We start from the raw sequence: 23,471 nt of genomic DNA on the forward strand, positions 1-23,471 counted from the left end.
TCCTTGTTGCCCATTATGCCCGGCCACACACGGAAATCCTGACAGTCCCGGACTCGCGCGCGAGCGTGCCCACTAGCGGTTCGGGCCGGGGCTGAAGGAGCAGCCGATCGCTTCCTGACATGGCGTCTCCCTGGACCTGCTCGGAAAGGCGCTCATCGTCGCGACGGCGGATATCTTCAGCAACGTCAGCAATCTCAGCCTCGGGAAAGCCCAGCACGCGCAGACCTTCAGCGCCCATCACATAGGCGGACTCGACTGTCTCTCGGACCTGATAGCCTACGCCAGCCCGGATCAATTCCACCGCATGCGCACGGTCGCGGCTTCGAACCAGGAGTTTCGCCTGCGGAAACTCATGCTGCGCCAACTCTACGATCTGCATCGCAGCCTTGGGATCATCGATGCAGACCATGATGACATCGGCACCGCCTGCGCCGGAATGATGCAGCACATCGAGCCGCGCGCCGTCTCCAAAGAACACCTTGAATCCATATCGCTCCGCGTCACGGATTCGATCTGGATCGTTGTCAATGACTGAAAGGTCAACGCCCTGGGCCAGAAGCAGTTGGGAGGCGATTTGCCCGAACCGTCCAAAGCCTATTATCAGCACGCGTCCTTTCAGGTCACGGGCATCATCGACGCCGTCCATCGACGTCTCCGTCCGCAAGACCCGCTCGGCCGCGATCATCAGCAGCGGGGTCAAGGCCATCGAAAGGATGACGACGGTGGCGAAGACGGCATTCTGTCGTGAGTCGATGACGCCACCGGCCGTTGCAGCCGTGTACAGGACGAATGCAAACTCACCGCCCTGGAGGAACATGGAGGTGCGATGGAGCGCCTGGTGATTGGAGCTGCCGAAAAGCCGCGCGACTCCATAGACGACCACGGCCTTGGCGACCGTGAAGGCAGCCAGCATGGCAAGCAGAAGCCGCCATTCGGCCGCAACGATCGCGAGATCGAGGGACATGCCGACAGCTAGGAAGAAAAGCCCCATCAGTAGGCCGCGAAAGGGCTCGATGTCGCTTTCTATCTGATGGCGATAGCTCGAGTTCGACAGCATGACGCCGGCGAGGAATGCGCCCATGGCCATCGAGAGGCCCGCGACGTCCATCAGCAACGCTGCCCCGAGCACAACGAGCAGTGCTCCCGCCGTCAGGACCTCGCGGGTCCGCGCACGGGCGAGGAGCGCGAAGAATGGATTAAGCGCCCAGCGCGAGATGCCGAGCAGCGCGAACAACGCGGCAACTGCAACCAGCAAATTCGCCCATGATGCCTCCCCGTGAGACAAGGGTGACAGAAAGCCGACCACCGCAAGGAGCGGAACGATCATCAGATCCTCGAAGAGGAGGATCGCGACAGACTTCTGCCCCTCGCTCCCCGATATCTCTCCGCGATCCTGCAACACCGACATGATGACGGCTGTCGAGGAGAGGACGAAGCCAGTCCCGGCGATGAATGCGACAGGGCCCGGCAAGCCGAAGAGGAGCGCGCCGGTCAATCCCAGGGTGGCGATAGCGGCAGCGACTTGCGCAAGCCCCAGCCCAAAGATCTGGCCGCGCATCGCCCATAATTTATAGGGTCGCAGTTCGAGCCCGATGACGAAGAGAAACATCACCACGCCAAGTTCGGAGAAGTGAAGGATGGATTGCGCATCGGTGAAAAGACCCAGCACCGATGGCCCCACCAATACACCGGCGCCGAAATAGCCGAGCACTGATCCCAGTCCGAGCCGCCTGAATAGCGGCACCGCAAGGACAGCCGCGCCCATCAATGCGACGGCAGGCCCAATCGTTTGTCCAAGGCTTACATCAGCCATGGTCGCCCTCGGGGTTCTTTCGGAATGGGCTCAATTTTGATTCCTCCCGTCGGACGTAATCGGGGCTGTTTCTTGTGCATCCTGCTTCGGCCATCGCAGTTGCACGAAGCGGCTGATTTCGTGTTGGAGCTCAAGGTCTTCCGGGGTTCCGCCCCCGAAGCCCCCGTGCGGCATCGCTTCGAAGATATGCAATTCGGCCGACACGCCCGCCCGGCGCAGCGCGCGGTGCATACGAACTGTGTTGGAAAGAAAGAGGTCGCGGGTGCCCGACTGTAGAAATGTGGGCGGAAAGCCACTCAGGTCACCATATAGCGGTGATATGTGGGCCTGCGAAAGGTCAGCCCCGGCCGCGTAAAGTAGGTTGCTCGACGTCAGACGCGTAGGCAGCACCAGATCCACAAGCCAATTTGTCTCGAAGCTATCGCCGGACTCCGTCAGATCGACCTGCGGCGACAGCAGCACCAGCCCAGCCGGGAATGGCAAACCCTCGTCTCGCGCTCTGAGCAGGGTCGCGGCCGCAAGATTGCCGCCTGCCGAACGTCCACCGATGACGACGTCTTCCGGTCGGTGGCGCTCAAGCACGTAGCGATAGGCCGACAGGGCGTCGTCCAACGCTGCGGGAAAGGGATGCTCGGGCGGGGTTCGGTAATCCACGCCGTAGCATTTCACGCCATTTTGGTCGGCCTGCATCTGCGCTCCCACACGGCAGGCCTCACCGCCGCCAAACACCAGCGCGCCGCCATGGAAGTCGATATAGGCGCGCCCTTCGTCCGTTAGCGTTCGCGGCGTAGCAAGATGGATCGTTGCGCCATGCCCGGTAAGCGTTTCGACGGTCGAGCCGGATTGTCCGGCCAGCGCATTCACCGCCACCGCATATTGGCCGTCGACCTGGGTCTTGACGTGCAGCCATGCCTGAAGGTCGTCGGGGCTGGGCGCGACGAAGGCCGCGTTCAGCACGCTCCCGTCGGCGCGGACAAGACGTTCCAGCGCGGCACGAGCGGCGTCGCTTATCGAGGACGGGAAAGGGACGGTGTGCTGCGGTACGGCTACGCCGAAGTTCGGATCGTTCATCTGTGCTCGAACTCTTTGATGATGCAGGTACGGATATCCGCCTCCAGGGCTTCCGCCAGCGCTGCGTTGTCATGTCACGATCGCGGTCACCCGAATCTCGATCCGCATTTCCGGAAGACCAAGTGCGTCGACACCAACCTGCGTCCAGATCGGCGCATGATCGGGCATATAGCGCCTGAATAGCGTTGCCATCGTCTCGTTGACCACCGGCGGGAATCCGCCGACGTGGTACGAGTTCACATGCACAACATTCGCCCAGCTTGCCCCCGCGGTGGAGAGTGTGCGCTCGACATTTTGAAAGGCCTGCGCGATCTCGTTTTCGAGGTCGGCGGCTATGACAAGATCGTTGTTCCAACCTCCCTGACCGGAGATTTCCACGCGGTTCCCGATACGCACGGCCTGAGAGTAATGGAGCAGGTCTCGAAGTCGGTCGCCATAACCGGGCGTGACGAAGAATGAGGGTGGTTGCATGATCGTCTCCACGAAGGGGAAAGGTGCGACGGCGCTTTACATGTCGGGCGGGTGGTGGGGCGATGCTTGCTTGGCTCACGAAACCTCGCTCGATCCGCCTGGCGAGCGCAGGCGCCACCAACAGATCGCACCGACAACGAAGATCAGGGCCGTCCTGACGAGATGACCGTCGAGCGCGGAGCCGGAGAGCCGAAGGTCGTCGAAGACCCCTTGCTGGATCGAGTTTACGGCCGCATGCGCAAGCGCCGCGGACCAAAAGCTCCCCGAACGAACGGTCAGCCACCCAAAGAGCAACGATGCGCCAAGCATCTGCAGCGGGAACAGCACCAGCGCGCCGAGCAAGGGGGTTTCCGGGAAGTTGTAGCCGGCGATCAGCCCCGGCAAGTGCCACGCCCACCAGATAAGCGCGACCCATAAGATGGCAGCCACAACGCCACAATGCTGTTCCAGATGGCCTTGAAGAAAGCCGCGCCAGGCAAATTCCTCGCCGGTCGTCGCGACAAGCCCGATGGTCGAATAAATAATCGCAGTGGCGCCAACATTGAGCAGGAAGAGAGGCCAGTGTTGAAAACCAGCGCCCAATACCCATGGTCCTCCCGCGACAGAAACCCCGCTCGCAGCAAAGGTGAACCATCCCGATGTCGCCAATCCCGCCAACATGAGGATCCCGAGCATGGCGAAGGCTATCATCGTTTCCACGCCGATCCCGATCGGGAGGTAGCCTAATTTACCCAAGCGCCAACGGACGCCCTCGCGCGCCGCTCGACTGCGGGTCATAAACGCCAGGGCCAGGAAGGTCGGCGACCACATCACGAGGATGAAGACCGCTTTTGTGAGGCTGTTGTCGAGACCGAGCAGAAGGATAGCCGGAAGCTGGATGCACCAGCTCAGCGCGATAGCCAGGATCGCGTAGAGCACGATTGCCCGGAGCGTCATGGGCCTGCGCAAACTCTCAATGTTGATGGTGGCTCCAGTCATTCAGCACCCACCCGCGCTGGCTCACGGTCGCGGCCGAATACGTCCCAAGCCCGAGCGACGAGAGCTCCAAGAATGAGGAATTCCAAAAGAAACTGGCTCCAGCTCAAAACGCCCACAAGGACGGATTCGCCGGTGAAAGCGCTGTACAAGAGCGTGTTGCCGATCACGCCTTTGAGAAGCGCCACGAGGAAGGCGATGATCAGCACGCGGACTGACCTCGATCTTGGAAGCCCGTCCCAGATAAGCACCGTCATCAGCACCGCCCCGGCGACTGCCTCACCAAAGGACAAATATGCGGCAACGGTGACGTGAAACGGGTATGGAAACGCATAGAGATCGGGACGGGCCAGCCACGCGAAATGCTGGATGAGAGGTTCAAGCGCGTGGGCCACAAGCTTTCGAGCGGCCGTGCTGATCGCGCCGATCGCCAATGCGGCAATTAATAACGACGGAATGCCGAGAACCCATCGCACAGCGACCACGCACGACAGCGCAACGATGGCAACGCGTATCAGCGGACGGATCAGGCCGATCGCCGAATAGGCCCAGGCTCCCGTCACCACCCCACTCATGATCCCTACGCGCAATGTCTCTTGAATGGCAGCCATGATGACGAACGCGATGATCGTCCGCGCCATGATGCTGCGATGAGCCATGCTGGGATGGGCGAGCTTGAGAAAGGCGAGCAACGCACCGGCCATGAAGAATTCATTCAGCCATTGAGCCCAGACGGGTGGCTGAGGCAGCGGAAACGGCACGCCGGCCGCCAGCAGACCGACGTGAACGCTCATCGCCACGGCTCCAGCGAGAACCAGGCTCGCGGATAGCAGGCCGGGTCTTCGAACTGCAGATAAGGCGAAGGGAGCAGTCTGCTGCATCAATGCTCCTTCGTGATTCGGGCGTCCGGAGCTAGCTGGCGAAGTCATGGTCATTTGCCGAGGGATTCATCGAGGGACCGTCCGAGCTTCGTATTGATGACGGGGGCGCCCTCCAGAATGCGTTGAATGGGGCACTTGGCCGCGACGTCGAGCAAACGCTTTCGCTGCGCACCGTCGAGTTCGACACCTCGGATGAAGACGGTCTTCTCGAAGACATCGGCAGGGGTAGATGAGCCCGCAGATAGCTTCTTCGCGTGATCGACCACCACTTCCACATGCTCAAGCGGCCAGTTCTGCTGGCGGGCGAACCAGCGCACGGTGATGGCACTGCATTCGGCCAGGGCGGCCGTCATTAGCTCGAAGGGGTTTGGGCCAAGTCCCTCGCCGCCAGCGCTGATCGGCTCATCACCAACAATGCTGTGAGCACCCATTTCGATTTGAACTGCAAAGAGGCTTTCACCGGTTTCCGAAGCCGTCGCGCGGGTACGCAGTGCCACCATTCGATTTCTCTCCGATCCGTCAGCGCGGATCTGCATGGCGACGCCGCGCGTCGGCGTTGATGGAGGCCGCACGACCTGAGTTCTCGAGACGCGTGATGCACAGGCGGCGACCGGCATAGTCGAAAGCGATCACGCCACCGTTCCAAAGAGGGACGCCCAGGGTGCCGTCGATCCCAGTGCCTTCAAAAGCCGGGACGTCCGAGGTAAGGCTGACCTCCAGCGATCCGAAGCTGGAAGCGCCTGCACGGACATCGGCTACGCGAACGACCGCACCTTTCACCGCACCGCCGACGCCATAGCCTATTTCTTTCGCGACGGCCTTTTGGAGCAGCCTCTTGCCGGGTTCGCTACGAACGAAGTCGCCCCCCAGAACCAACGAACTGTGGCGGGTGCCAAGGTCGACCAGCACCTTGAGGCGAACCGGCCGTTCGCCGCCATCCGGGAGGACTTCGATCTCAACGACTGGAGACTCGTGCACGATCTCCAGCGGAATGGGAGAAGCACATCGAACCGTAGCTCCTGATCTGTCGACGGTTACCTGCCGGCGCGCGTAGTCGACACTGACCGTTCCGTTCTGGAAGGCTGGCGCACCAAGAAGTACATCGACGGGAAACCCGGCCGAGGATGACAGATTGCCAAGATCGACCGCGTATGCGGCGAGGTTCTCGAACCGGAACGGCCCCGCCGCCAGCCGTGAAATGGTGACGGGCATAAGCGCCTTCGCTTCGTTGCCGCCACCGGCGGCATCACCGGCCGAGCCACCCTCGCTGAGGCCGAGTTCCTTGCTGGCCTGCCGGTCGATGAGCACCGCACCCGCCCCACTGTCAAGAACCCCGCTTCGTCGCTGTCCGTTCACGTCCACCGATATCCGGACAAGGTTGTCCGCCAACTCGAAGGGTATGACGGTCACCTCTGAGGTCGTTGGAGTCGGGACGCGGGACGCGGGCGCAGGTGCGTCCTGCACCCTTGCCGGCGATCCTGCCTGACCGCTGCCAGCGAGGAAGAGCGCCGCCACAAGTGCGACGCTGCTCGACACTGAGCCGCTCATTTTTCGGCGCTAGCCGGTTGCGCCGGCTCGTCCGGCAGTGGGATGAATTCGCCATCGTCCGCATCCGGCAGCTTCATGCGGCCCGCCTTCCAGTCGGATGCCGCCTGGGCGAGCCGATCCTTCGAGGACGACACGAAGTTCCAGAAGATGTGGCGCTCGCCGATGGGCTCGCCGCCGAGAACCATGACGGTCGAATGCGTCTTGGCCTTGAAGTGCGAGGCACCCGCACCCAGCACCAGCATCTGGCCGGCTTCGTAGCGCGTGCCGTGCATCTCGATCGCGCCCGCCGCGATGTAGAGCGCGCGTTCCTCGTGCTTGTCCGGCACCTCGGCAACCGCGCCTGGCTCCATCTCGAGATGGGCGTAGAAGAGTGGGGAATGGGTCTTGGCACCCGCCGTGAGGCCGTAGGCGCTGCCGGCGATGAGATGACCGGCAACCCCGCCGTCGTTCCAGTGCGGAAGGTTCGTTCCCGCATAGTGGGTGAAAGATGGCGCCGTCTCCTCGAACTCCTCAGGCAGCGCGACCCACGCTTGGATACCATGCAGGCGGTCGCCGACCGCGCGGGCATGCTCGAAACGCTCGCTGTGCGTGATTCCGCTGCCAGCCGTCATCCAGTTCACTTGCCTTGGCCGAATCGGCTGCTCGTAGCCCAGGCTGTCCCGGTGCATGATCTCGCCCGAGAACAGATAGCTCACGGTCGAAAGCCCGACGTGGGGATGTGCCCTTACATCGAACTTGCGGTCGAGGCCGAGAGCCAGATCGACCGGTCCCATGTGGTCGAAGAAGATGAAGGGGCCAATCATACGGCGCTTCGCGAAAGGCAGGACGCGGCCGACTTCGAAGCCGCCGCCCAGGTCGCGGCGACGCTGCTCGATGACCATTTCAATCATGGGGGCTCTCCGGCGCGATGATGTCGGCATATTCGGGATGCCGCGCGTAGTAGGCGGCCATGAAAGGGCAAAGCAGAACTGCCTTGCGTCCTGTGGCACGGATCGCCTCAAAGGTGCCGTACGCGAGTTTCGATCCGAGCCCTTGACCGGAGAAGTGTTCCGGCACGATCGTATGGGTTAGCACGATACTGTCGCCCTCGAGCCTGTAATAGGCTGCAGCCATCTCGTGGCTGCCTTCGATCGGCAGCTCGAAGCGGTGCTCGGGGGGATTGTCCTCGACGGCGCTCACGCGAGGGCCTCCCCTTTGGCGAACGCCAACAGGTCGGCGTTGATGATGTCGGGATGGGTCGCGAACATGCCGTGCGACAAACCGGGGTAGGTTTTGAGCGTGCCGTTCGGGAGAAGTTTGATCGCAGTGCGGGCGGAGGCATCGATCGGCACGACCTGATCGTCTTCGCCGTGCATCAAGAGCACGGGCAGCGATACCGCCTTCAGATCCTCGGTGAAGTCAGTTTCGGAGAAGGCGACGATACAGTCGTAGTGGGCCTTCGCGCCGCCCATCATGCCTTGGCGCCACCAGTTGCGGATCAGGCCTTCGCTGACTTCTGCGCCGTCGCGGTTGAAGCCGTAGAATGGACCGCTGGGCACAGCGAGGAAAAACTGCGCGCGGTTGCGGCTGAGCGCTTGGCGGAAACCATCAAAAACCGACATCGGCAGCCCGCCGGGATAGCGCTCCGTCGCCAGCATGATGGGCGGCACCGCGCCCAGTAGGACGGCCTTGGCGACGCGCCCCGGTGCGCTGCGTGCAACGTAGCGGATCACTTCGCCACCACCCGTCGAATGTCCGATATGCACCGCGTCCTTCAGATCCAGCGCTTCGGCCAGTTCCGCGACGTCGGCCGCATAGGTGTCCATCTCGTTGCCGATATCGGTCTGATCCGAGCGGCCATGGCCGCGCCGGTCATGCGCGACCACACGGTAGCCTTTGCCGAGAAAGAACAGCATCTGGTTGTCCCAGTCGTCGGAGCTCAGTGGCCAACCGTGATGGAACACGATGGGCTGGGCGTCGCGCGGTCCCCAATCCTTGTAGAAAAGGCGGGTGCCATCCTTTGTCGTTAGTGTTGACATCTACTGGTCAATCCTTCTCGTCGGAGTGTCTTCCTGTGGCTCAGATCAGCCACAATCGCAGTGCGGCCGGCTTGGAGGCCATGGTCTGGCGAACGGTGCCCGGCATCAGTTCCGCGTCACGCTTCCCGCGTAACCGCTCAGCCCTCCGCCTGATTGGGGAAGGTGGCTCCGCCGGCCGCGATCTGCGCGACGGCGGCCGCGATCTGCGATCTGGCATGCGCGATCCCCGCTTCACGCGCTTCGGGACCAAAGCCGATCTTCTCGGCGTGGACAAAGGCGACGTCGGTGATCCCGATAAAGCCGAGCAGCTGCTTGAGGTAGGGCTCCTGGAAGTCGATGACCTTGGCCGGCCCCTCGGTATAGAGACCGCCACGCGACTGGATCACGATGGCGCGAATGCCCTTGAGCAATCCTTCCGGTCCGGACTCGCCGTAAGCGAACGTGACGCGCGGACGCAGCACATGGTCGAACCAGGTGCGTAGTGACGACGGAATGCTGAAGTTATACATGGGCGCGCCGATCACGAGGACCGTCGCGTGCTGCAGCTCAGCGATGAGATCGTCCGATAGCGACTTGGTAACGAGCTCATCCTCAGTCGCCGCGACGGCGCGAATGCCGGCGACGGTTTTCGGCGTCAGGTGCGGTATCGGGTCACCGCCCAGGTCGCGACGGGTGACGACGGCATCGGGGTTCGCCGCCAGCAAGGACTGCACGGTGTCCTCCACCAGGGCACGCGAAACCGATCCTTCGCCCGAAGTGCTGCTATTAATCGCGAGAATTCGGTCCATACAGCGCTCCATTCTATCTCTGAAGCGCAGCCTACCATTCCCCCAAGCGGCTCAGTAGCATCGCCCGATGACAAGCTGTGTCGCAGAATGCGGAACTCTCCTGACCGTCTTGGCCCCGGGCGGAGTAGATCCACGGGAGTCGACGCGTGCTTCCCTCCTGAACCGGCGCTCGCCCGACGGACAGTTCCTGTAGCGGCCGTGCATGGTGCGACGGCGCCACCCGCACGTCACCGCCACGGGGCTGAATGGGGTTGCTAACGCGCCGAATTATCCGGCCTTGGGTGGTGAAATCAGTTGGGTCCGGCCAGTTGGATCCGAAGCGCATCAAGTTCCGCGTCGGTTTGTTCGCGGATCGCGCGCATCATGCGTTCCGCATCATGATCGATCGACGATCTGGGCGGAACATGCCGTTGGATCGATAGCTCCACCACGCGCGCCGCAACGGTGGTCGGTTCGCCCTGCGCTGCGGAGCCGGCGAGCTTCTCCATACAGACGCGCAGGCGATTGCCATAGAGCTTCCGCTGAGCCGCCGTCATGCTGTGGTCGATCTGCGCCAATGCCGCGGTAGCGCGCGAACCGGCCGCTTCGAGATCGCTCATCGATGCGACGATGACGTCGATACCGAAGGGCTTCAACTCTGCCCGGTAGGCAGCCGAGAAGGCCTCCATTGCCGCCTGCGACGCACCCGATACGCCATCAAAGTGACGAGGCATCTCCGCCGTCCATGAACTGATCTGGACGATGCGTCCGTGCGCCATCCGCAATGCCGGAAGGAAGGCGTTGATCACCGCGAGCCCGCCGAACACATTCACTTCAAATCCCTGACGGACCTCCTCCAGCGGGAGAAGTTCAAGTGGACCTGGCGACAGGTGGGTCGTGTTGTTGATGAGAATATCGAGTCCGGAGGCTCCGATCGCCTCGGACACTCCTGCGGCCCAAGCACTCACCGGCCCTGCATTCTTCAGATCGCATACCGCCAGACTGACACGCCCGTTGGATGCACGCCGTAAATCCTCCGCCTCCTGTGAAGAATTGGCGGTGCCGAAGACGATGTAGCGCTTGGCGGCGAGCCCAAGCGCGATCTCACGTCCAAGACCCCGCCCAGCACCCGTTACCACGACGGATCGACCGGACCGTCCAATGCGCGTCGGCATGTCGTGTGCCCTTTGCCCTTTGCTCGAAAGTGGAAAGCCTCATCCTGTTCGAAGGCGTTCCCGCACCATGGGAGCGACTTCAGCACCGAGGAATTCGATCGACCTTTTCATCGCGGCCGTTTCGAGCGACGCGGTACTCATTTGGAAGGTGATGCGGGAGACGCCGCCCAGCGCCTCGCTGGCGCGCAACATCTTGGCCGCCACCGTTTCCGGGCTGCCGACCAGGAACGCGCCCTCCGGGCCGGCCATGTCGTCGAACTGCGCGCGTGTCGGCGGCGACCAGCCGCGCTCGCGGCCGACTTTGCCGGTCAGGTGCGCCCAGCCAGGAAAGAAGGCGTCGCGCGCCGCGGCGTCGGTCTCACCGACGAAACCCATCGCATGAATGCCAACCTTGAGTTTGGCAGGATCATGTCCGGCCTCGGCACCTGCCTCGCGATAGGAATCGACCGCCGGCCTGAACCGATCAAACGTGCCACCGATAATGGCCACCATCAGCGGAAGGCCTAGCGTTCCGGCGCGCGCGAACGATTGCGGCGAGCCACCAACGCCAACCCAAACCGGGAGGCGCGGCTGATGAGGCCGCGGGAATACACCCTGACCGTTGAGTGCCGGCCGAAACCGACCTTGCCACGTTGGGTGGCTCGTTTCGCCGAGCTTCAGGAAGAGTGCAAGATTCTCCGCAAACAGCTCGTCATAGGCACGCGTATCGAGACCGAACAGAGGGAACGCCTCGCCGAACGAACCCCGCCCGACGACGAGCTCGGCACGCCCCCGGGAGATCAGGTCGATCGTCGCGAATTCCTGGAAGACCCGCACGGGATCCGCCGCGCTCAGAATCGTCACAGCACTGGTGAGCCGAATACGGCTTGTGCGCGCAGCAGCCGCGGCGAGAATGATCGACGGAGCGGAATCGAGGAACTCGGCCCGGTGATGCTCCCCGATGCCGAACACGTCGAGCCCGACCCGGTCCGCGACCTCGACCTCCTCAAGCAGCTCTGCCATACGATCGGTCGCCGACGGCAGCGCGCCGGTCGTGGGATCGGGCAGAATCGCTGCAAAGCTGTCGATACCTATGTCCATCGAAACTACTCCACTGAAGCCATGTCGAGCGACGCCGGGGAAATCAGGCGACCACCTCGGCAATCTCGATCAGGTTGCCGAAAGGGTCGGCGAAGAAGGCAAGCCGGCGGCTGATGGCTTCGACCAGGAACGGCCCGGCCACGATAGTCACACCGCGTTCCCGCAGCTTTTCGAGCGTCACGTCGATGCTCGCGACCTCGAGGCAGAAATGGTGATATCCGGCATAAACGAGGCTTTCGCCCAGATCAGCGTAGGGCCGCACATCGCGGGGGGCCGGCTCGCCGCCGCCCAGGATCTCGATGTGAAAGCGGTCGTCGGCTGGCGGTGCGATGAAGGCCAGCTTCTGGTCGCCATAGTCCCATTCGGCGACCACCCGGAAGTCGAGCGTCTCTACATACCAACGCTTGACGGTTTCATAGTCGGGCGCGCGCACCGCGACGTGATGGCCGCGCATGTCGGCGAAGGGCGAAGCAGCATTGTACGCGGGCGGAACGAGGTCGGTCATGAGAGCCCTCCTTCGTGATGAAAAATACGAAAACGCGGTAGAACCACTGCCCGCAGAGACCTGTAAGGCGACGATCGACCCCGCAGGCCCATCGCCCCCGCCGGGCCGAGGATGGGGAGCGCCGACCACCGCACGATCAGAACCTGAACGTCGTCTGGAAGCCAATCATCTTGATCGTCCGCGCCGGCCCGGTTTCCCGGATGAATTCCCCGGGCTGGAACGCACTGAGCGATCCCGTAAAGTTCACGTTCGGCGTCGCCTGCCAGCTTACGGCCAGTTCGAGCTCCTTGCCGATGAAACGCGCGTCGCTGTCCTTGCCGCTGCGGACCAGGAAACCGGGGACCGAGTAGACCCCGTCCTGGGTGCTCTGGCGCCAATAGGCCACGCCGGTCAGCGACACCGCGACGTCCTTGTGGGGATGAACCGTGATCGATGGCCGGACGTGGATCAGGTTTCTCGGACCGACCGGCGACAGCGCTCCAAAATACTTGCCGTTGGGGAAAAGTGCATTCAGCGTTCCCAGCTTGTGGTCGTTTGGATTCCCGTCGCCGGATACGACGTCGGCTGTGAGCCCAAGCTCGGGTTGCAGCGATACGTCACGGAAGCGATACCGCGTCTCGAACCCCGCGCCCCACGCCTCAGATTGGTAACCGGCGAAGGTGCCGCGCTGATTCGCCGCCTCGACATTCCAGGCCCAGGTCCCGTTGTCTCCAAAGATTCGCGAACCGAAGGTGTGCGCCAGTTGCCTGCCGGCCCCCTGATCGAAGACGGCGTTCTGATCCTGCAACCCGATGTAATACACATCGAAGCCGTTCAAGTGGCTAGAGTCGAGCCACTGCGTGGCGTAAAGGCCCCATACCTCCTTGCTGCGCGATCGTCTGTCGTTGAAGTCGCCCAGCCGCGTGTCGACCGGCTGGAGGTAGAAGCCGGTCACCTGGCGCGTCTTGCCGGTGTAGATCGCTTCAAACCCGTCGAACGGCAGAGGAACGCCGGTTCCATAGCGCCGGTCGATGAACCGCCCCGATCCGAAAGAAACGAGCTTGCGGCCCGCCGACAGGCGGAGCGTATCGTCACCCGCCACCGGCAGGTCAACGTCGACGAACGCCTGCAGCATATCGATGCCGGTGGCGTCCGCCGGGCCCTTCGGCCGATCTGTGCCCGAAATCCCCGAAAGAATCGGCATCGCGAAAACGCGGACCTTCCCGAGGTGCAGGTCGGCGTAAGGCATCAGACGGTTCCAGACGTAACCGTCGTTCGGCGATGATCCCCACAGCACATTGTCATAGCCTTCGTAGCGCGTGCGCGCCTCGAGGCCGGTCGAGAGGTAAACGCTGCCGTCGTCGTTCAACGAAATATATTTGAATGGCTCGGCCCAATCCCCCGTCCGCTTTGCGGGATCGGCGAGCCAGGACCAGTCTTCCGAATAGCGCTCGATCGTCAGCGTCGGGGCGCGTTCCACGTTGGTCGAAACCTGCGCGTTTGCCGCGAACGGTATCGCCGCCGCGGCGGCGACGAAGAGCAGGCGCCACCCGGCATCGGTGAGCGAAATGTTGCGTTGACCGCCATCGCCGGAAAGAAGATGTCTTGCGCGTCTGAGCCGCAGCATGGTGATGGCGAGCATCGACATGACACCGGTCTTCCACAGCGCGCCTGGCCGATACTCGCCAACCATCGCGATCAGCCCGCGTCGGACTCGACGGGGGTCTTGAGGAGCTGCTGCTCCCACAGATACGCAATTCCGCTGCCGCCAAAGTGCTGAATGAGGATCTCGGTCAGGTCTTCGACATGCTCGGTGCGCGCCCAGTCGCGCTGCCATTCACCAGCGAGCGCCATGACAGTCATCGGGTTCGCACCGGCCGCGATCATCCGCTGGACGGCGACCTCATGAGACTCCTTCGAGATACCGCCCGACGCGTCGGTGATCACCGTCACGTCCCAGCCTTCGCCGGCGGCCTGGATCACAGGCATCGCAACGCAGACTTCGGTCCAAAGGCCCGCGATGATGAGCTGCTTACGGCCGGTCGCCTTGACCGCGTCCACGACCTTCTGGTCCTGCCAGGTGTTGACCCAGGTCCGGTCGATCACCTCCTGACCCGGAAAGACGTCGGTGATCTGCTTGAAGAGGAGCCCGCCGCGGCCCGCGATCACGCTGGTGAGAATGGTCGGAACGTTGAAGGCTTTCGCCAGCTTCGCCAGGGCGGTCGTGAGATTGACCACAGCCTGAGGGTCGTGGCTGTTCAAGTTCGCGAGTTGATAGGGCTGGTGGTCAATCAGAACGAGGACTGAATCTTCGGGGCGAAGAAGCGAGTCGAGGCCGTTGCGGAATGTCATGGCAGGTCTTCCTTCCTAAAATTGGTTCCGTGGATCGCCGACATCGATCAAGACGACGTCCCGGGTTCGAATGTTGCCATTCCCCTTTCCGGTGCGGTAGCATCGGCGGACGATGTACTGTGTCGCACGAAGGGGAACGCTGAATGGAAATTGAAGATTTGCGGACGTTCGTCGAGGTCGCCGACGCGGGGGGTGTGACGCCCGCCTCTCGCCGCCTCGGCATATCCAAATCAATGGTCAGCCGGCGGCTTGTCCGGCTTGAGGCGGAGTTAAGCGTCCAGCTTCTCGCTCGCACCACCCGGGGTGCCGCGCTTACCGAAGCCGGCGCGACGTTCCGGGAATACGCCGCGCGGGTGGTCGCCGAGATAGATCTCGCCAAGGAAACAGTTCTGCCGGCAGGCGAGTTGAGGGGACGCCTCCGCGTCGCAGCGCCGCTGTCATTTGGACCGACGCACTTCGCGCCGGTCCTCGCCGATATGGCCTCGCGCCATCCGGAACTACACATCCACGCCGCCTATACGGATCGGTTCGTCGACCTGGTCGGCGAGGGATACGATTGCGCGATCCGCGTCGGCATGCTGCCCGATTCTAACCTGATCGCCAGAAGAATTGGCCCGCTTATCGGTAAGTACGTCGCGTCGCCGGCCTACATTGCAAAGCACGGATCACCGGAAACGCCCGAAGAGCTGGTGACCCATCAGGCGCTGATGCAGGGAACCGAGACATGGCTCGCTACGGTCGATGACAAGGTCATCACGATGCGACCGCAAGGTCGGTTCAAGGCTGACAACGGCGTCGCCCTGGTCGCCGCTGCGGTGGCCGGGATCGGGATCGCAGCTCTTCCTAACGACCTTATCCAGGAACATCTGGACTCGGGCGCACTGGTGCCAGTGATGCCGAATCATCCCATCCCTGAGCATGGCATTTACGTCGTCCGTCCGCCGGGACAGCACCCGTCGCGTAAGATTCGGGTCCTCACCGAGATGCTGATCGAGTGTTTCGGGCGCTCGACCGAGGATACGGAAACGCTCTCAGTATGAAGACCCCCATCAGCTTGACTTCGCCCTCAATGCGAAGGCGGTTTCGGCCCTTCTCCCACGACGCTTGCGAGGCCCCTCGGAACGGGCGCGCACCGCTGGGACTTCGCGGTCGACGGCGAACGTCGATTGACGTCGGCAGAACTCAGGCAAGGCGCCATCTGCCTCTCTCCTCCCGCAGCAGCGTGGATCAGCGCTGAGCGCCAAGGAAAGCATGCGGCGTCTCGTGGCTGGGATCGTGCCCGCGGCGAGCACCATAGATCTGTGCCCGCCGCCAGGTCTGTCGTTTGGACTTACTTCTCTCCGTAGTAGCTCCCGAAGTATTTGACGGGCGACCATGCCGGAAGGATCGCGGGGAGCTCTGGCGAAAGGTTGCGATAATCCTGCCCGCCGAAGACGACTTTGCCGTTCATGACAGTCAGGACAGAGGAGACCGACTTGATCTGGTCCTCCGGCACCGCGAAGTAATCTCTGTCGAGCACCGCGAAGTCGGCCAAATATCCGGGAGCGATGGCGCCGATCTCCGCTTCTGCGTTCATGAACCACGCGCCTCCGATGGTGAAAAGTCTCAGCGCCTCGGCTCGGGTAAGCCGGTTGTCCTTGGCGAGCGCTTCGGATCCGGACACGGACTTGCCGGTCACCATCCAGCTTATGCCAACCCACGGATTGTACGTCGCTGCCCGGAAGGCATCGGTGGTCATGGCCAGCGGGATGCCGCTGTCGACGAGCATGCGAAGGCGCGGCGTCTCCAATGCCTTCTCCCGACCATATGTCTTGATGAAGCCATCTGCGTGCAGCGCCATCTTGCCATCCAGGGCGATACCGCCCCCCAGCTTCTTCACCCGAGCGATATTCTGCGGACTGATGGTCTCGGCGTGTTCGAGACTCCACCGCAGCCCGCCGAGCGGAATGGTTTCGTTCACCTTCTCCAGAGCATCGAGGAAAGGCGAGATGTTCTCGTTATAGCTGATGTGCATGCGAAACGGGATGCGCCGCTCGACCAGCTTCTTCACATCCTCCTCGACGAAGCGCCGCATCGTGTCCGGCTCGATGACGACCGCTGGGCGGTCGAAATTCTCGTGGTCGTGCACTTCTCCGCTCAAGACCTCGCCGGCTCCGCGATACTCATGCCCGTGCGTCAAGGCGGGATACAGGTTCTGTCCCGGGCTGATCGGCGCGGTCTTCGTGATCGCCTCAAGCTCCAGATCCACCATGTTCACCGGCCCGCCATCGCCGAGTTGCAGATCTACAAAGGGCATACGCACATTGAGGCGGTTGTCGCGAGCAAGGACGCTTACCCTTGCCTGCGCGTCGGGATATGGCCACCTGCCGCCGTTATCGATAATCGAGGTCACGCCGAACCGGTTCAGGCCGTGAACGCTATAAGCCAGCGAACTCACCTGTTCGTCGAAACTGGGCTGCGGCACCATCGCTTCCAAGGCAAGAAACAGCCACGTGTAGCCGTGGACCACGCCGGTGGGATTTCCGCGGCCGTCTTTTTCGATCTCGACGCCGTCGAGCTTCGGAAACCGATCAGTCCCTACGCCGAGCGCCGTCATCGCCTGCTTGTTCAGGAAGGCCTGATTGTACGCATATTGCACGATCGCAGGGTGATTGGGCACCGCTTCGTGTAGCTCGTCCAGCGTCGGGAATCGGTTCTCCTTGAACTGATAAGGAGACCAACCTCCGATTACCTTGACCCACTGACCTTCCGGCGTGCGTCTTGCCTGCTCGCGAAGCATCGTCAATGCTTGGCGCAGCGTCGGCACACCATCCCAGCGGACATTGTAGTTGAAGGCCAGGTCATTGAGGACGTGGATATGGGCATCGACAATGCCAGGCACGACCCTACGGCTGTGGGCATCGATCACCTTGGTCGAAGGGTTCTTCAGGGCCAAGATGGCCTCATCGGGGCCGGCCGAATAGATCCGCCCGTCCTTGACGGCCAATGCCGTCGCCTCTGGCTGGGCACGGTTGCCAGTGAAAATCTTCGCGTTGAAAACGATCAGATCAGCGCCAGAGTTCTGCGGCGCCGGCTGCGCCTGAACTGCGGAGAACCAAACAATCGCTACGAACCCGATCAATGCTTTCCGGATCATTTTCACTCGCCCCATAAGATGTTCGAAATGGCTCGGCGTACCCGCTTAGTTATCGGCGACGGCACTCGCGGCGGTCCGGGTTGCGTTCGCAACGCTGCTGGCGCGCCCGTTCGGCCATGATCTGGCCGTCCCTGGCGATGCGTGAGAGCCTTTCGGTCTCCTCAATCGACCGGAGTTGTTTGGTGTCGCGCCTGTGCTGCTGCGAAAGCATGCAATCGCTGAAGGCGGGTGTGCCATACCTGTTGCCGAAGCTCTCGCACGTGCGCGCGTCCTCGCGTTGCTTCCGATTCCAGCCTTGCGCGCTCGCGTCATCTCCTCCGAAACCCATGCAGAGCATGGTGACGATGCCAACGGATACGAGAGCGGCGTGTTTACGTGCGAGAAGGCGTAGCATTGGGACTCCTGGTACTGTTCCGACGAGGCGCCGCGGTTCGTGTGCGATGCGAGCAGTTTCGTCGTCGGCTTCGTCGCACCCGCCTCCTAATGGGACTAACAATCCTGTGGTCGCGCCAGTAGCTCCACAAAATGACTTGCTGTGTCGCGTAATGCGGAACGCCATCGCCCTTACCAGTCAAGCGCCGCGATCACTTCGAATTATCGTTGCCCAATCAGTCAACGGCATCAGGTCGCGGCGCCACACTGTCGATCACTCCGGCGACCCCGGCGCCTGCGAGTTGGAGCGACTGATTTGGGAAGGTCCCGCTTGATGCCCGGAGACATTCCAACCGTGCCCCAGCCTCGCAAGTCACGGCGACGCAGGCATCGCGGGCGTTCCTGCTTGCGTGACACAGTTGCCCCGGTTCCGGAGCTACTGATCCCGTTCTCGATACGATATGGATTCGACAAATGCGGCCGCCGCCAAAAATCAGGAGGCTTGAATGTCGGACCACTATCAGAAGCTTCGCGTCGCGCACCGGTCGGGCGTCGTGACCGTCACGATCGAAAATCCACCGGTCAACATTCTCGACGCCGCGCTCATGACGGACCTGCGGAATTTTCTGATCAAGGTTCGCAACGATGATGCTACGCGCGTGATCGTCTTCGAGAGCGGTTCTCCTGACTTCTTCATCGCTCATGTGGATATGGCGTTGATCGACGATCCGCATGCGTTCGACGAGATCGCGCGTGATGTGCCCGCTGGCCTAAACGTCTTCCAGGCACTTGGGGAACTGGTTCGCGAGCTTCCGCAAGTAACCATTGTGAAGCTCGCTGGCGTAGCGCGGGGCGGCGGCGCCGAGTTCATCGCCGCCTGTGACATGGCCTTTGGAGCGATCGGACGAGCCGGTCTCGGCCAGGTCGAGGCACTCATGGGCATCGTGCCGAGCGGAGGCGCGATGCAATATCTTTCGACGCGCATGAGCCGCGGGCGCATCCTGGAAATCATTCTGGGAGGCGGCGTTTTCAGCGCGGAGGAGGCCGCCGCCTATGGTTGGATCAACCGGGCGCTGCCCGCGACCGAGCTCGACGATTTCGTCGATACGCTGGCCCGCCATATCGCCGCCTTGCCGGCTGGCGTAGTGCAGGCAGCCAAACGTGTGCTGCCGCCTCCCGATCTCGGGGCCGGGTTCGTGCGCGAGCAAGCGGAATGGAGCAGGCTCTTCGCCGAGCCAGCGGCTGAGGCGCTGATCCGAGGCGGTCTGGCGCGGGGTGCCCAAACGGTGGACGGAGAAAGGCGTCTGGAGGAGATCCTGCGCAGCATATCGCCGTAGCGCTGCTCGAACGACGCGGCTTGCGACATCAAGCGATGGTTCGGGCCAAGAGAGCCGCGGATCGGCGCTTCGCACCACAGGACCCGACTGGACACGGTTGTGTCGAGGTTGCGTGCGTCTTCACGGCTGATGCCTTGGCAACAATGGCTGGGAGTTGATGTGGAGACGATCGGCAGGGCCCTCACCGAAATGCAACGGGTGCTTCGGCGGGATCTCATATCGCTGCGGCCATACCTGGAGCCAGCTTTTTGACCATGGTCCTCCCGCCCCCTTGTGACGAGTTGACTGCGCGCGGTATGTCAGGCGCTGTCGCGAATCCGGGATCGGGAACCATGGTCGCGACGATCCTAGCCTCGAGCTTGGCTGTGACCGTCGCATCGATCATCACAGTCGCACTGCCTTCGATGCAGCGCGATCTTGGCGCGGACTCCGCCGGTCTGCAGTGGATCATCAACGCCTATCTCCTGCCGATGTCGGCGTTGGTATTGCTCGGGGGGGCGCTCGGCGACCGTCTCGGGCGCAAGCGCTTTTTCATACTCGGCCTGGTGATCTTCGCGCTTGCGACCCTGGGCTGCGCATGTGCGCCCAACCTAGCGGTGATGCTCGCCGCACGCTTCGTTCAAGGCGTCGGCGCCGCCCTTGTCATCCCCAATAGCTTGGCGCTCCTTGCCGATGCCTACTCCGGGAAGAGGCGCGGACGCGCGGTCGGCACATGGGCGGCCGCGAGCACAATCGCCGGAGCGGCGGCTCCGCTGCTAGGAGGCGTCGTGGTCGATCACGCCGATTGGCGCTGGTCTTTCGCGATTGTCATACCTGCTGCAGCGGCGGCTCTTTTGATGGCAATACAAAGCATCCCAACCGATGTATCGCCACCGCAGCGCGTTCCGCTCGACTTAGCCGGAGGCGCGCTCGCCGTAGTCTCACTGGGAAATCTAGTTGTCTCGCTTACCTACCTCCCTCACTCAGGTACGTCGAACCCGGTCGTGATCGGCACAGCCGGGGTAGGACTTATGAGCCTTGTGGCCTTTTTGTGCGTCGAACGGCGCAAGAAAGCGGATGCGATCATGCCCCTCGGCATCTTCGCTTCCGGAAGCTTCTCGGGAATCTCGATCCTCACCCTGCTCCTTTACTGCGCCCTTGGCGGGTTCATGGTCCTGCTTCCCCTCTTCTTCATGAACGGACTTGGCTATTCCGCGACACGGGCTGGTTTCGCCCTTCTGCCGTTACCGCTCGTTATGGGGACGCTATCGCGACCTCTGGGAGGGCTTGCAACGAAATGGGGAGTCCGGCGAACCTTGTCGCTTGGACCTGTGGCAGTCGCGATCGGATTCGCGCTTATCGCAACCCTCCGCGAGGAGCGGGTCAGCTATTTGCTGAATATTTTTCCCGGTCTCGTGACGATATCCCTCGGGATGGCGCTCACGGTCGCGCCCCTCACCACCGCCGTGATGAACGCGGTGGAGAACAGGTTCGTTGGTGTCGCTTCCGGACTGAACAACGCCATCTCGCGAACAGCCGGTCTGATTGCCACGTCTCTTCTGGGTTTGGTCCTCCCAAGCGCAAACACCGATAAGTCCGAGCTTCTAAACGGACTCGTCCACGCCTCGTGGGTCGGATGTGCCCTCGCCATGGCGGCAGCAATCATATCGTTCGCGAAGATCAGGGAGGAAGAGGTCAATTCTGACCTTAACGTCAACTCCCGGTGATCCGAAACACGGAACAGCCGCATATCCTCGCCCAATCGCAGAGATCGTCCACATATCCGTGGCGCAGCACCTGCTCGGCACCTAGCGCCGTCGATAAGGCACCGCGCGGCCAACCCCGCCTATGTGGCCTCTATGGTATCCGTTTCTCCGATACCTGCCTGGAACGTCTTTCGCAGCGGTGAATGCCGCAGCATGTATGTCAGTGCGGAAGCGTGAGGCTCCAGTCCCGGGCGCATGAACAAAAACCCGAAGCGACCCTCGACAGGCTACCGCGATGATCAAACTCAAGACGCGGTGACACGGCCCTGGTTGTGCTACCGAAGGAGGCGGTAGTGCCAGATAGCAAATTCCTTACGCCCGACGAGGTGGCTGAACGCTATAGGGGCGGCATTTCGGTCGGGACACTTCGAAACTGGCGCGCGATGCGTCTCGGCCCATCCTTCGTCAAAATTGGCAAGGCCGTGCTCTACCCGCTCGACGAGCTTGATGCATGGGATGAAAAGAATAAGGTGCAGTGCCGTGCATCCAGGGGCTTCGGCGCGCACGGTGGTGATCAGGCGTGATGGTCACGTTCGGGCATGATCAACCGCTCCCAGCCTCCGGCCCCAGTCCTCGCCACATTCCAATTTATTCCATAATAATCAATGTCTTATGGTATTTAAAGGCATGGTCCACAATTATCCCGCTCAGCACCCGACGGGCATTGTCGGTCAAGCATGATCCCGGACAATCAAGATGTAACAAACGTTCAGTGACTTAGCAGGAGTCAGAATGACCGAAGTGGGGTGATAAATTAAGAGATCTCTCCCAGATGTCGCTTCGCACCAATTTTGCAATATTACTTATATTAAACAGTTCTTTAAGCCATCATAACGGCCCTACAGCCGCGATTAGGCGCTGGCGCCGTATCGCACTTGAGCTCTTGAAAGAGTTGGTCGAGGCCGGCACCAAATTTCAGTCCGGGCCAGGTAGCTGATCGCGCAGCCAGTCGGTCAAGCCTTCGTGAAATGCTGAGTCGACATAAACATCGCAGCGCAAAACTACACCCGCCGGCATGTCGACAACGAGATGGAGGCCTGCGGCATAGCCATAGGCGCCGGCCTGTTCGGTCATCCCCTTCAGTTTCCAGATATCGCCTTCGAAGTCGTTGTTTGCCGCCTTCTTTGCTTCGACGACGAGCAGATTTTCGCGCTGGCCGACGCGGTGAACGATGAGATCTGGCCGGATTGCGGCTTCCCGGCCAGGATCGTCCTCATGCAGCGGATAATGCAGCCGCTTGGCGACGTCCCCTCGGCGGTTCCATTCGACATTGACCGACCAGCCCGGGAATTTGCCCTCGAGCAGCACCGCGAGGCGCCCCACGATCGCCTGCTCTGAAGGATCGGCATAGGCTAAATCCTTGTCTTCGAGCAGCGTACCGATAGCGCCAGCGAGTATTGCAAGCGCAGCTTGAGGATCATGGGTCAAATCAGACAATATAGCTTGAGATCCTCTGTTTCGAAAGAAAGCGCCGTGCGCATGGGGGAGCCCTAATCTTGCTCTGCGAGTAAACTCTTCAAATTACGCATGACGGTGGCAGACATGACACCGGACGGCATGCCGTGCAGGCGTGCCAAACCATCTACAGCGATCCAGACATCACTCGGCGTGGTCGGGCGGGCGTTGGTCTGGGTGAATGGTCCATCTGTTTCCGTCAGAACTCGATCCAACGGGAGCGCCTTGGTTATCGCTGCGCGCTTCTCATTCGCGAGCATCTCCGCGTTCACTGAAAAATAGCAGCCGAGATCGACCGCCCTCTTGGCCTCCGCTGCGGTGCCGGTGAACCAATGAAGCACCACGCGACCCCGGGTAGGCGGCAGGTACTGCTCGATCATATCGAGCACGGCCTTGGTCGCTCGGACGCTATGAGTCGTGACGATCTTGTTCCCCGCCACCGCGCAAAGCGACAACATGCGAGCGAAAATCTCCTTTTGCGCTTCGAACGACCGGTAGAATCGAGGGCCGGCGTCCAGTCCGACCTCGCCTACATAGCGGGTTCGCGGGAGCAGCTCCTCCCATAGCCCGATCTCATGGGCGCGTTCAGCGACCAGTTGAGGATGCAGGCCGAGAGCTGCCCGAACATGGCGGGTAGCCGACGCCAGTTCGTGGTTCCGCGGCCAAGCCCTGGGCGTGGTGGTCACGGTGAGGGTGAACACGCCATCGCGCTCGCAACGCTCCACCGCGGCCGCGTGATCGGGGTAGAGGTCGAGGTGGCAATGAAAATCAACGAGACCAGATCGCATAGT

At 61.9% G+C, this 23,471-nt stretch carries 24 protein-coding genes; 4 read left to right on the forward strand and 20 right to left on the reverse strand.

Annotated elements, in window-relative coordinates:
- Positions 1-13 precede the first annotated feature (13 nt).
- The 16 genes from ET21_RS0102665 to ET21_RS0102740 form a co-directional block, all read right to left on the reverse strand.
- Complete coding sequence (locus tag ET21_RS0102665) at positions 14-1,813, reverse strand: monovalent cation:proton antiporter-2 (CPA2) family protein (RefSeq protein ID WP_030538463.1); 1,800 nt, start codon at positions 1,811-1,813, stop codon at positions 14-16.
- A 30-nt stretch (positions 1,814-1,843) separates the two neighbouring features.
- Entirely contained in the window at positions 1,844-2,884 is a 1,041-nt protein-coding gene (locus ET21_RS0102670; protein WP_051767932.1) for an alpha/beta hydrolase, read from the reverse strand.
- Positions 2,885-2,953: 69 nt separating this feature from the next.
- The gene (locus tag ET21_RS0102675) at positions 2,954-3,355 is read right to left on the reverse strand and encodes a RidA family protein (RefSeq protein ID WP_030538465.1); all 402 of its coding nucleotides are present in this window, start codon (positions 3,353-3,355) and stop codon (positions 2,954-2,956) included.
- Positions 3,356-3,430: 75 nt separating this feature from the next.
- Entirely contained in the window at positions 3,431-4,333 is a 903-nt protein-coding gene (locus ET21_RS26380; RefSeq protein ID WP_081856569.1) for a CPBP family intramembrane glutamic endopeptidase, read from the reverse strand.
- Entirely contained in the window at positions 4,330-5,211 is an 882-nt protein-coding gene (locus ET21_RS0102685; protein WP_030538467.1) for a hypothetical protein, read from the reverse strand. The genes ET21_RS26380 and ET21_RS0102685 overlap by 4 nt, the downstream gene beginning before the upstream one ends.
- 50 nt (positions 5,212-5,261) lie before the next feature.
- On the reverse strand, positions 5,262-5,747 hold the full coding sequence (locus tag ET21_RS0102690; protein WP_081856570.1) for an OsmC family protein: 486 nt from the start codon (positions 5,745-5,747) through the stop codon (positions 5,262-5,264).
- Complete coding sequence (locus tag ET21_RS0102695; protein ID WP_162180680.1) at positions 5,731-6,621, reverse strand: retropepsin-like aspartic protease; 891 nt, start codon at positions 6,619-6,621, stop codon at positions 5,731-5,733. The genes ET21_RS0102690 and ET21_RS0102695 overlap by 17 nt, the downstream gene beginning before the upstream one ends.
- 134 nt (positions 6,622-6,755) lie before the next feature.
- Complete coding sequence (locus ET21_RS0102700) at positions 6,756-7,649, reverse strand: pirin family protein (protein ID WP_030538470.1); 894 nt, start codon at positions 7,647-7,649, stop codon at positions 6,756-6,758.
- The gene (locus tag ET21_RS0102705) at positions 7,642-7,938 is read right to left on the reverse strand and encodes a GNAT family N-acetyltransferase (protein WP_030538471.1); all 297 of its coding nucleotides are present in this window, start codon (positions 7,936-7,938) and stop codon (positions 7,642-7,644) included. Before ET21_RS0102705 ends, ET21_RS0102700 begins: the two co-directional genes overlap by 8 nt.
- Positions 7,935-8,777 (reverse strand): alpha/beta fold hydrolase, encoded by an 843-nt coding sequence (locus tag ET21_RS0102710; RefSeq protein WP_030538472.1) that lies wholly within the window; start codon positions 8,775-8,777, stop codon positions 7,935-7,937. Before ET21_RS0102710 ends, ET21_RS0102705 begins: the two co-directional genes overlap by 4 nt.
- A 137-nt stretch (positions 8,778-8,914) precedes the next feature.
- Entirely contained in the window at positions 8,915-9,565 is a 651-nt protein-coding gene (locus tag ET21_RS0102715) for an FMN-dependent NADH-azoreductase (RefSeq protein WP_051767936.1), read from the reverse strand.
- A 290-nt stretch (positions 9,566-9,855) separates the two neighbouring features.
- Entirely contained in the window at positions 9,856-10,719 is an 864-nt protein-coding gene (locus ET21_RS0102720; RefSeq protein ID WP_030538474.1) for an SDR family NAD(P)-dependent oxidoreductase, read from the reverse strand.
- 39 nt (positions 10,720-10,758) lie between these two features.
- On the reverse strand, positions 10,759-11,799 hold the full coding sequence (locus ET21_RS0102725; RefSeq protein WP_030538475.1) for an LLM class flavin-dependent oxidoreductase: 1,041 nt from the start codon (positions 11,797-11,799) through the stop codon (positions 10,759-10,761).
- 43 nt (positions 11,800-11,842) lie between these two features.
- Positions 11,843-12,304 (reverse strand): VOC family protein, encoded by a 462-nt coding sequence (locus tag ET21_RS0102730; protein ID WP_030538476.1) that lies wholly within the window; start codon positions 12,302-12,304, stop codon positions 11,843-11,845.
- A 136-nt stretch (positions 12,305-12,440) separates the two neighbouring features.
- The gene (locus tag ET21_RS0102735; protein WP_237751472.1) at positions 12,441-13,931 is read right to left on the reverse strand and encodes an alginate export family protein; all 1,491 of its coding nucleotides are present in this window, start codon (positions 13,929-13,931) and stop codon (positions 12,441-12,443) included.
- Positions 13,932-13,981: 50 nt separating this feature from the next.
- Positions 13,982-14,635, reverse strand: a complete 654-nt coding sequence (locus ET21_RS0102740) for a hydrolase (RefSeq protein ID WP_030538478.1) — start codon at positions 14,633-14,635, stop codon at positions 13,982-13,984.
- Positions 14,636-14,778: 143 nt separating this feature from the next.
- On the opposite strand from ET21_RS0102740, the gene ET21_RS0102745 reads away from it, so the two are divergent.
- Positions 14,779-15,675 carry a LysR family transcriptional regulator gene (locus ET21_RS0102745; protein WP_030538479.1) on the forward strand — a complete coding sequence of 299 codons (897 nt, stop codon included), beginning with the start codon at positions 14,779-14,781 and terminating at the stop codon, positions 15,673-15,675.
- A 290-nt stretch (positions 15,676-15,965) separates the two neighbouring features.
- Here ET21_RS0102745 and ET21_RS0102750 read toward each other — a convergent pair whose 3' ends face one another.
- Together ET21_RS0102750 and ET21_RS0102755 are read right to left on the reverse strand one after the other, a co-directional pair.
- Complete coding sequence (locus ET21_RS0102750) at positions 15,966-17,771, reverse strand: amidohydrolase (protein WP_030538480.1); 1,806 nt, start codon at positions 17,769-17,771, stop codon at positions 15,966-15,968.
- A 49-nt stretch (positions 17,772-17,820) separates the two neighbouring features.
- Positions 17,821-18,165 (reverse strand): hypothetical protein, encoded by a 345-nt coding sequence (locus tag ET21_RS0102755; RefSeq protein ID WP_051767939.1) that lies wholly within the window; start codon positions 18,163-18,165, stop codon positions 17,821-17,823.
- A gap of 532 nt (positions 18,166-18,697) precedes the next feature.
- On the opposite strand from ET21_RS0102755, the gene ET21_RS0102760 reads away from it, so the two are divergent.
- The 3 genes from ET21_RS0102760 to ET21_RS0102770 all read left to right on the forward strand — a co-directional run bounded on the left by ET21_RS0102760 (position 18,698) and on the right by ET21_RS0102770 (position 21,749).
- Positions 18,698-19,480 (forward strand): enoyl-CoA hydratase/isomerase family protein, encoded by a 783-nt coding sequence (locus ET21_RS0102760; RefSeq protein WP_237751473.1) that lies wholly within the window; start codon positions 18,698-18,700, stop codon positions 19,478-19,480.
- A gap of 332 nt (positions 19,481-19,812) precedes the next feature.
- Complete coding sequence (locus ET21_RS0102765; protein ID WP_051767941.1) at positions 19,813-21,186, forward strand: MFS transporter; 1,374 nt, start codon at positions 19,813-19,815, stop codon at positions 21,184-21,186.
- A 332-nt stretch (positions 21,187-21,518) separates the two neighbouring features.
- On the forward strand, positions 21,519-21,749 hold the full coding sequence (locus ET21_RS0102770) for an AlpA family transcriptional regulator (protein WP_030538484.1): 231 nt from the start codon (positions 21,519-21,521) through the stop codon (positions 21,747-21,749).
- Positions 21,750-22,140: 391 nt separating this feature from the next.
- On the opposite strand, the gene ET21_RS0102775 is transcribed toward ET21_RS0102770, so the two are convergent.
- Positions 22,141-22,662: a hypothetical protein gene (locus tag ET21_RS0102775; protein ID WP_051767943.1), complete on the reverse strand. Its 522-nt coding sequence runs from the start codon at positions 22,660-22,662 to the stop codon at positions 22,141-22,143.
- A gap of 53 nt (positions 22,663-22,715) precedes the next feature.
- The gene (qatD, locus tag ET21_RS0102780) at positions 22,716-23,468 is read right to left on the reverse strand and encodes a Qat anti-phage system TatD family nuclease QatD (protein ID WP_030538486.1); all 753 of its coding nucleotides are present in this window, start codon (positions 23,466-23,468) and stop codon (positions 22,716-22,718) included.
- Between the last annotated feature and the right edge of the window lie 3 nt (positions 23,469-23,471).

It is taken from the genome of Sphingobium sp. DC-2, assembly GCF_000722555.1.
GTDB lineage: Bacteria > Pseudomonadota > Alphaproteobacteria > Sphingomonadales > Sphingomonadaceae > Sphingobium > Sphingobium quisquiliarum.

Bases quoted from the DNA above. Each gene is read 5' to 3' on its own strand.
- ET21_RS0102665 (WP_030538463.1), bottom strand. From the start codon at position 1,813: ATGGCTGATGTAAGCCTTGGACAAACGATTGGGCCTGCCGTCGCATTG.
- ET21_RS0102670 (WP_051767932.1), bottom strand. From the start codon at position 2,884: ATGAACGATCCGAACTTCGGCGTAGCCGTACCGCAGCACACCGTCCCT.
- ET21_RS0102675 (WP_030538465.1), bottom strand. From the start codon at position 3,355: ATGCAACCACCCTCATTCTTCGTCACGCCCGGTTATGGCGACCGACTT.
- ET21_RS26380 (WP_081856569.1), bottom strand. From the start codon at position 4,333: ATGACTGGAGCCACCATCAACATTGAGAGTTTGCGCAGGCCCATGACG.
- ET21_RS0102685 (WP_030538467.1), bottom strand. From the start codon at position 5,211: ATGCAGCAGACTGCTCCCTTCGCCTTATCTGCAGTTCGAAGACCCGGC.
- ET21_RS0102690 (WP_081856570.1), bottom strand. From the start codon at position 5,747: ATGCAGATCCGCGCTGACGGATCGGAGAGAAATCGAATGGTGGCACTG.
- ET21_RS0102700 (WP_030538470.1), bottom strand. From the start codon at position 7,649: ATGATTGAAATGGTCATCGAGCAGCGTCGCCGCGACCTGGGCGGCGGC.
- ET21_RS0102710 (WP_030538472.1), bottom strand. From the start codon at position 8,777: ATGTCAACACTAACGACAAAGGATGGCACCCGCCTTTTCTACAAGGAT.
- ET21_RS0102715 (WP_051767936.1), bottom strand. From the start codon at position 9,565: ATGGACCGAATTCTCGCGATTAATAGCAGCACTTCGGGCGAAGGATCG.
- ET21_RS0102720 (WP_030538474.1), bottom strand. From the start codon at position 10,719: ATGCCGACGCGCATTGGACGGTCCGGTCGATCCGTCGTGGTAACGGGT.
- ET21_RS0102725 (WP_030538475.1), bottom strand. From the start codon at position 11,799: ATGGACATAGGTATCGACAGCTTTGCAGCGATTCTGCCCGATCCCACG.
- ET21_RS0102730 (WP_030538476.1), bottom strand. From the start codon at position 12,304: ATGACCGACCTCGTTCCGCCCGCGTACAATGCTGCTTCGCCCTTCGCC.
- ET21_RS0102735 (WP_237751472.1), bottom strand. From the start codon at position 13,931: ATGTCGATGCTCGCCATCACCATGCTGCGGCTCAGACGCGCAAGACAT.
- ET21_RS0102740 (WP_030538478.1), bottom strand. From the start codon at position 14,635: ATGACATTCCGCAACGGCCTCGACTCGCTTCTTCGCCCCGAAGATTCA.
- ET21_RS0102745 (WP_030538479.1), top strand. From the start codon at position 14,779: ATGGAAATTGAAGATTTGCGGACGTTCGTCGAGGTCGCCGACGCGGGG.
- ET21_RS0102750 (WP_030538480.1), bottom strand. From the start codon at position 17,771: ATGATCCGGAAAGCATTGATCGGGTTCGTAGCGATTGTTTGGTTCTCC.
- ET21_RS0102755 (WP_051767939.1), bottom strand. From the start codon at position 18,165: ATGCTACGCCTTCTCGCACGTAAACACGCCGCTCTCGTATCCGTTGGC.
- ET21_RS0102765 (WP_051767941.1), top strand. From the start codon at position 19,813: ATGGTCGCGACGATCCTAGCCTCGAGCTTGGCTGTGACCGTCGCATCG.
- qatD (WP_030538486.1), bottom strand. From the start codon at position 23,468: ATGCGATCTGGTCTCGTTGATTTTCATTGCCACCTCGACCTCTACCCC.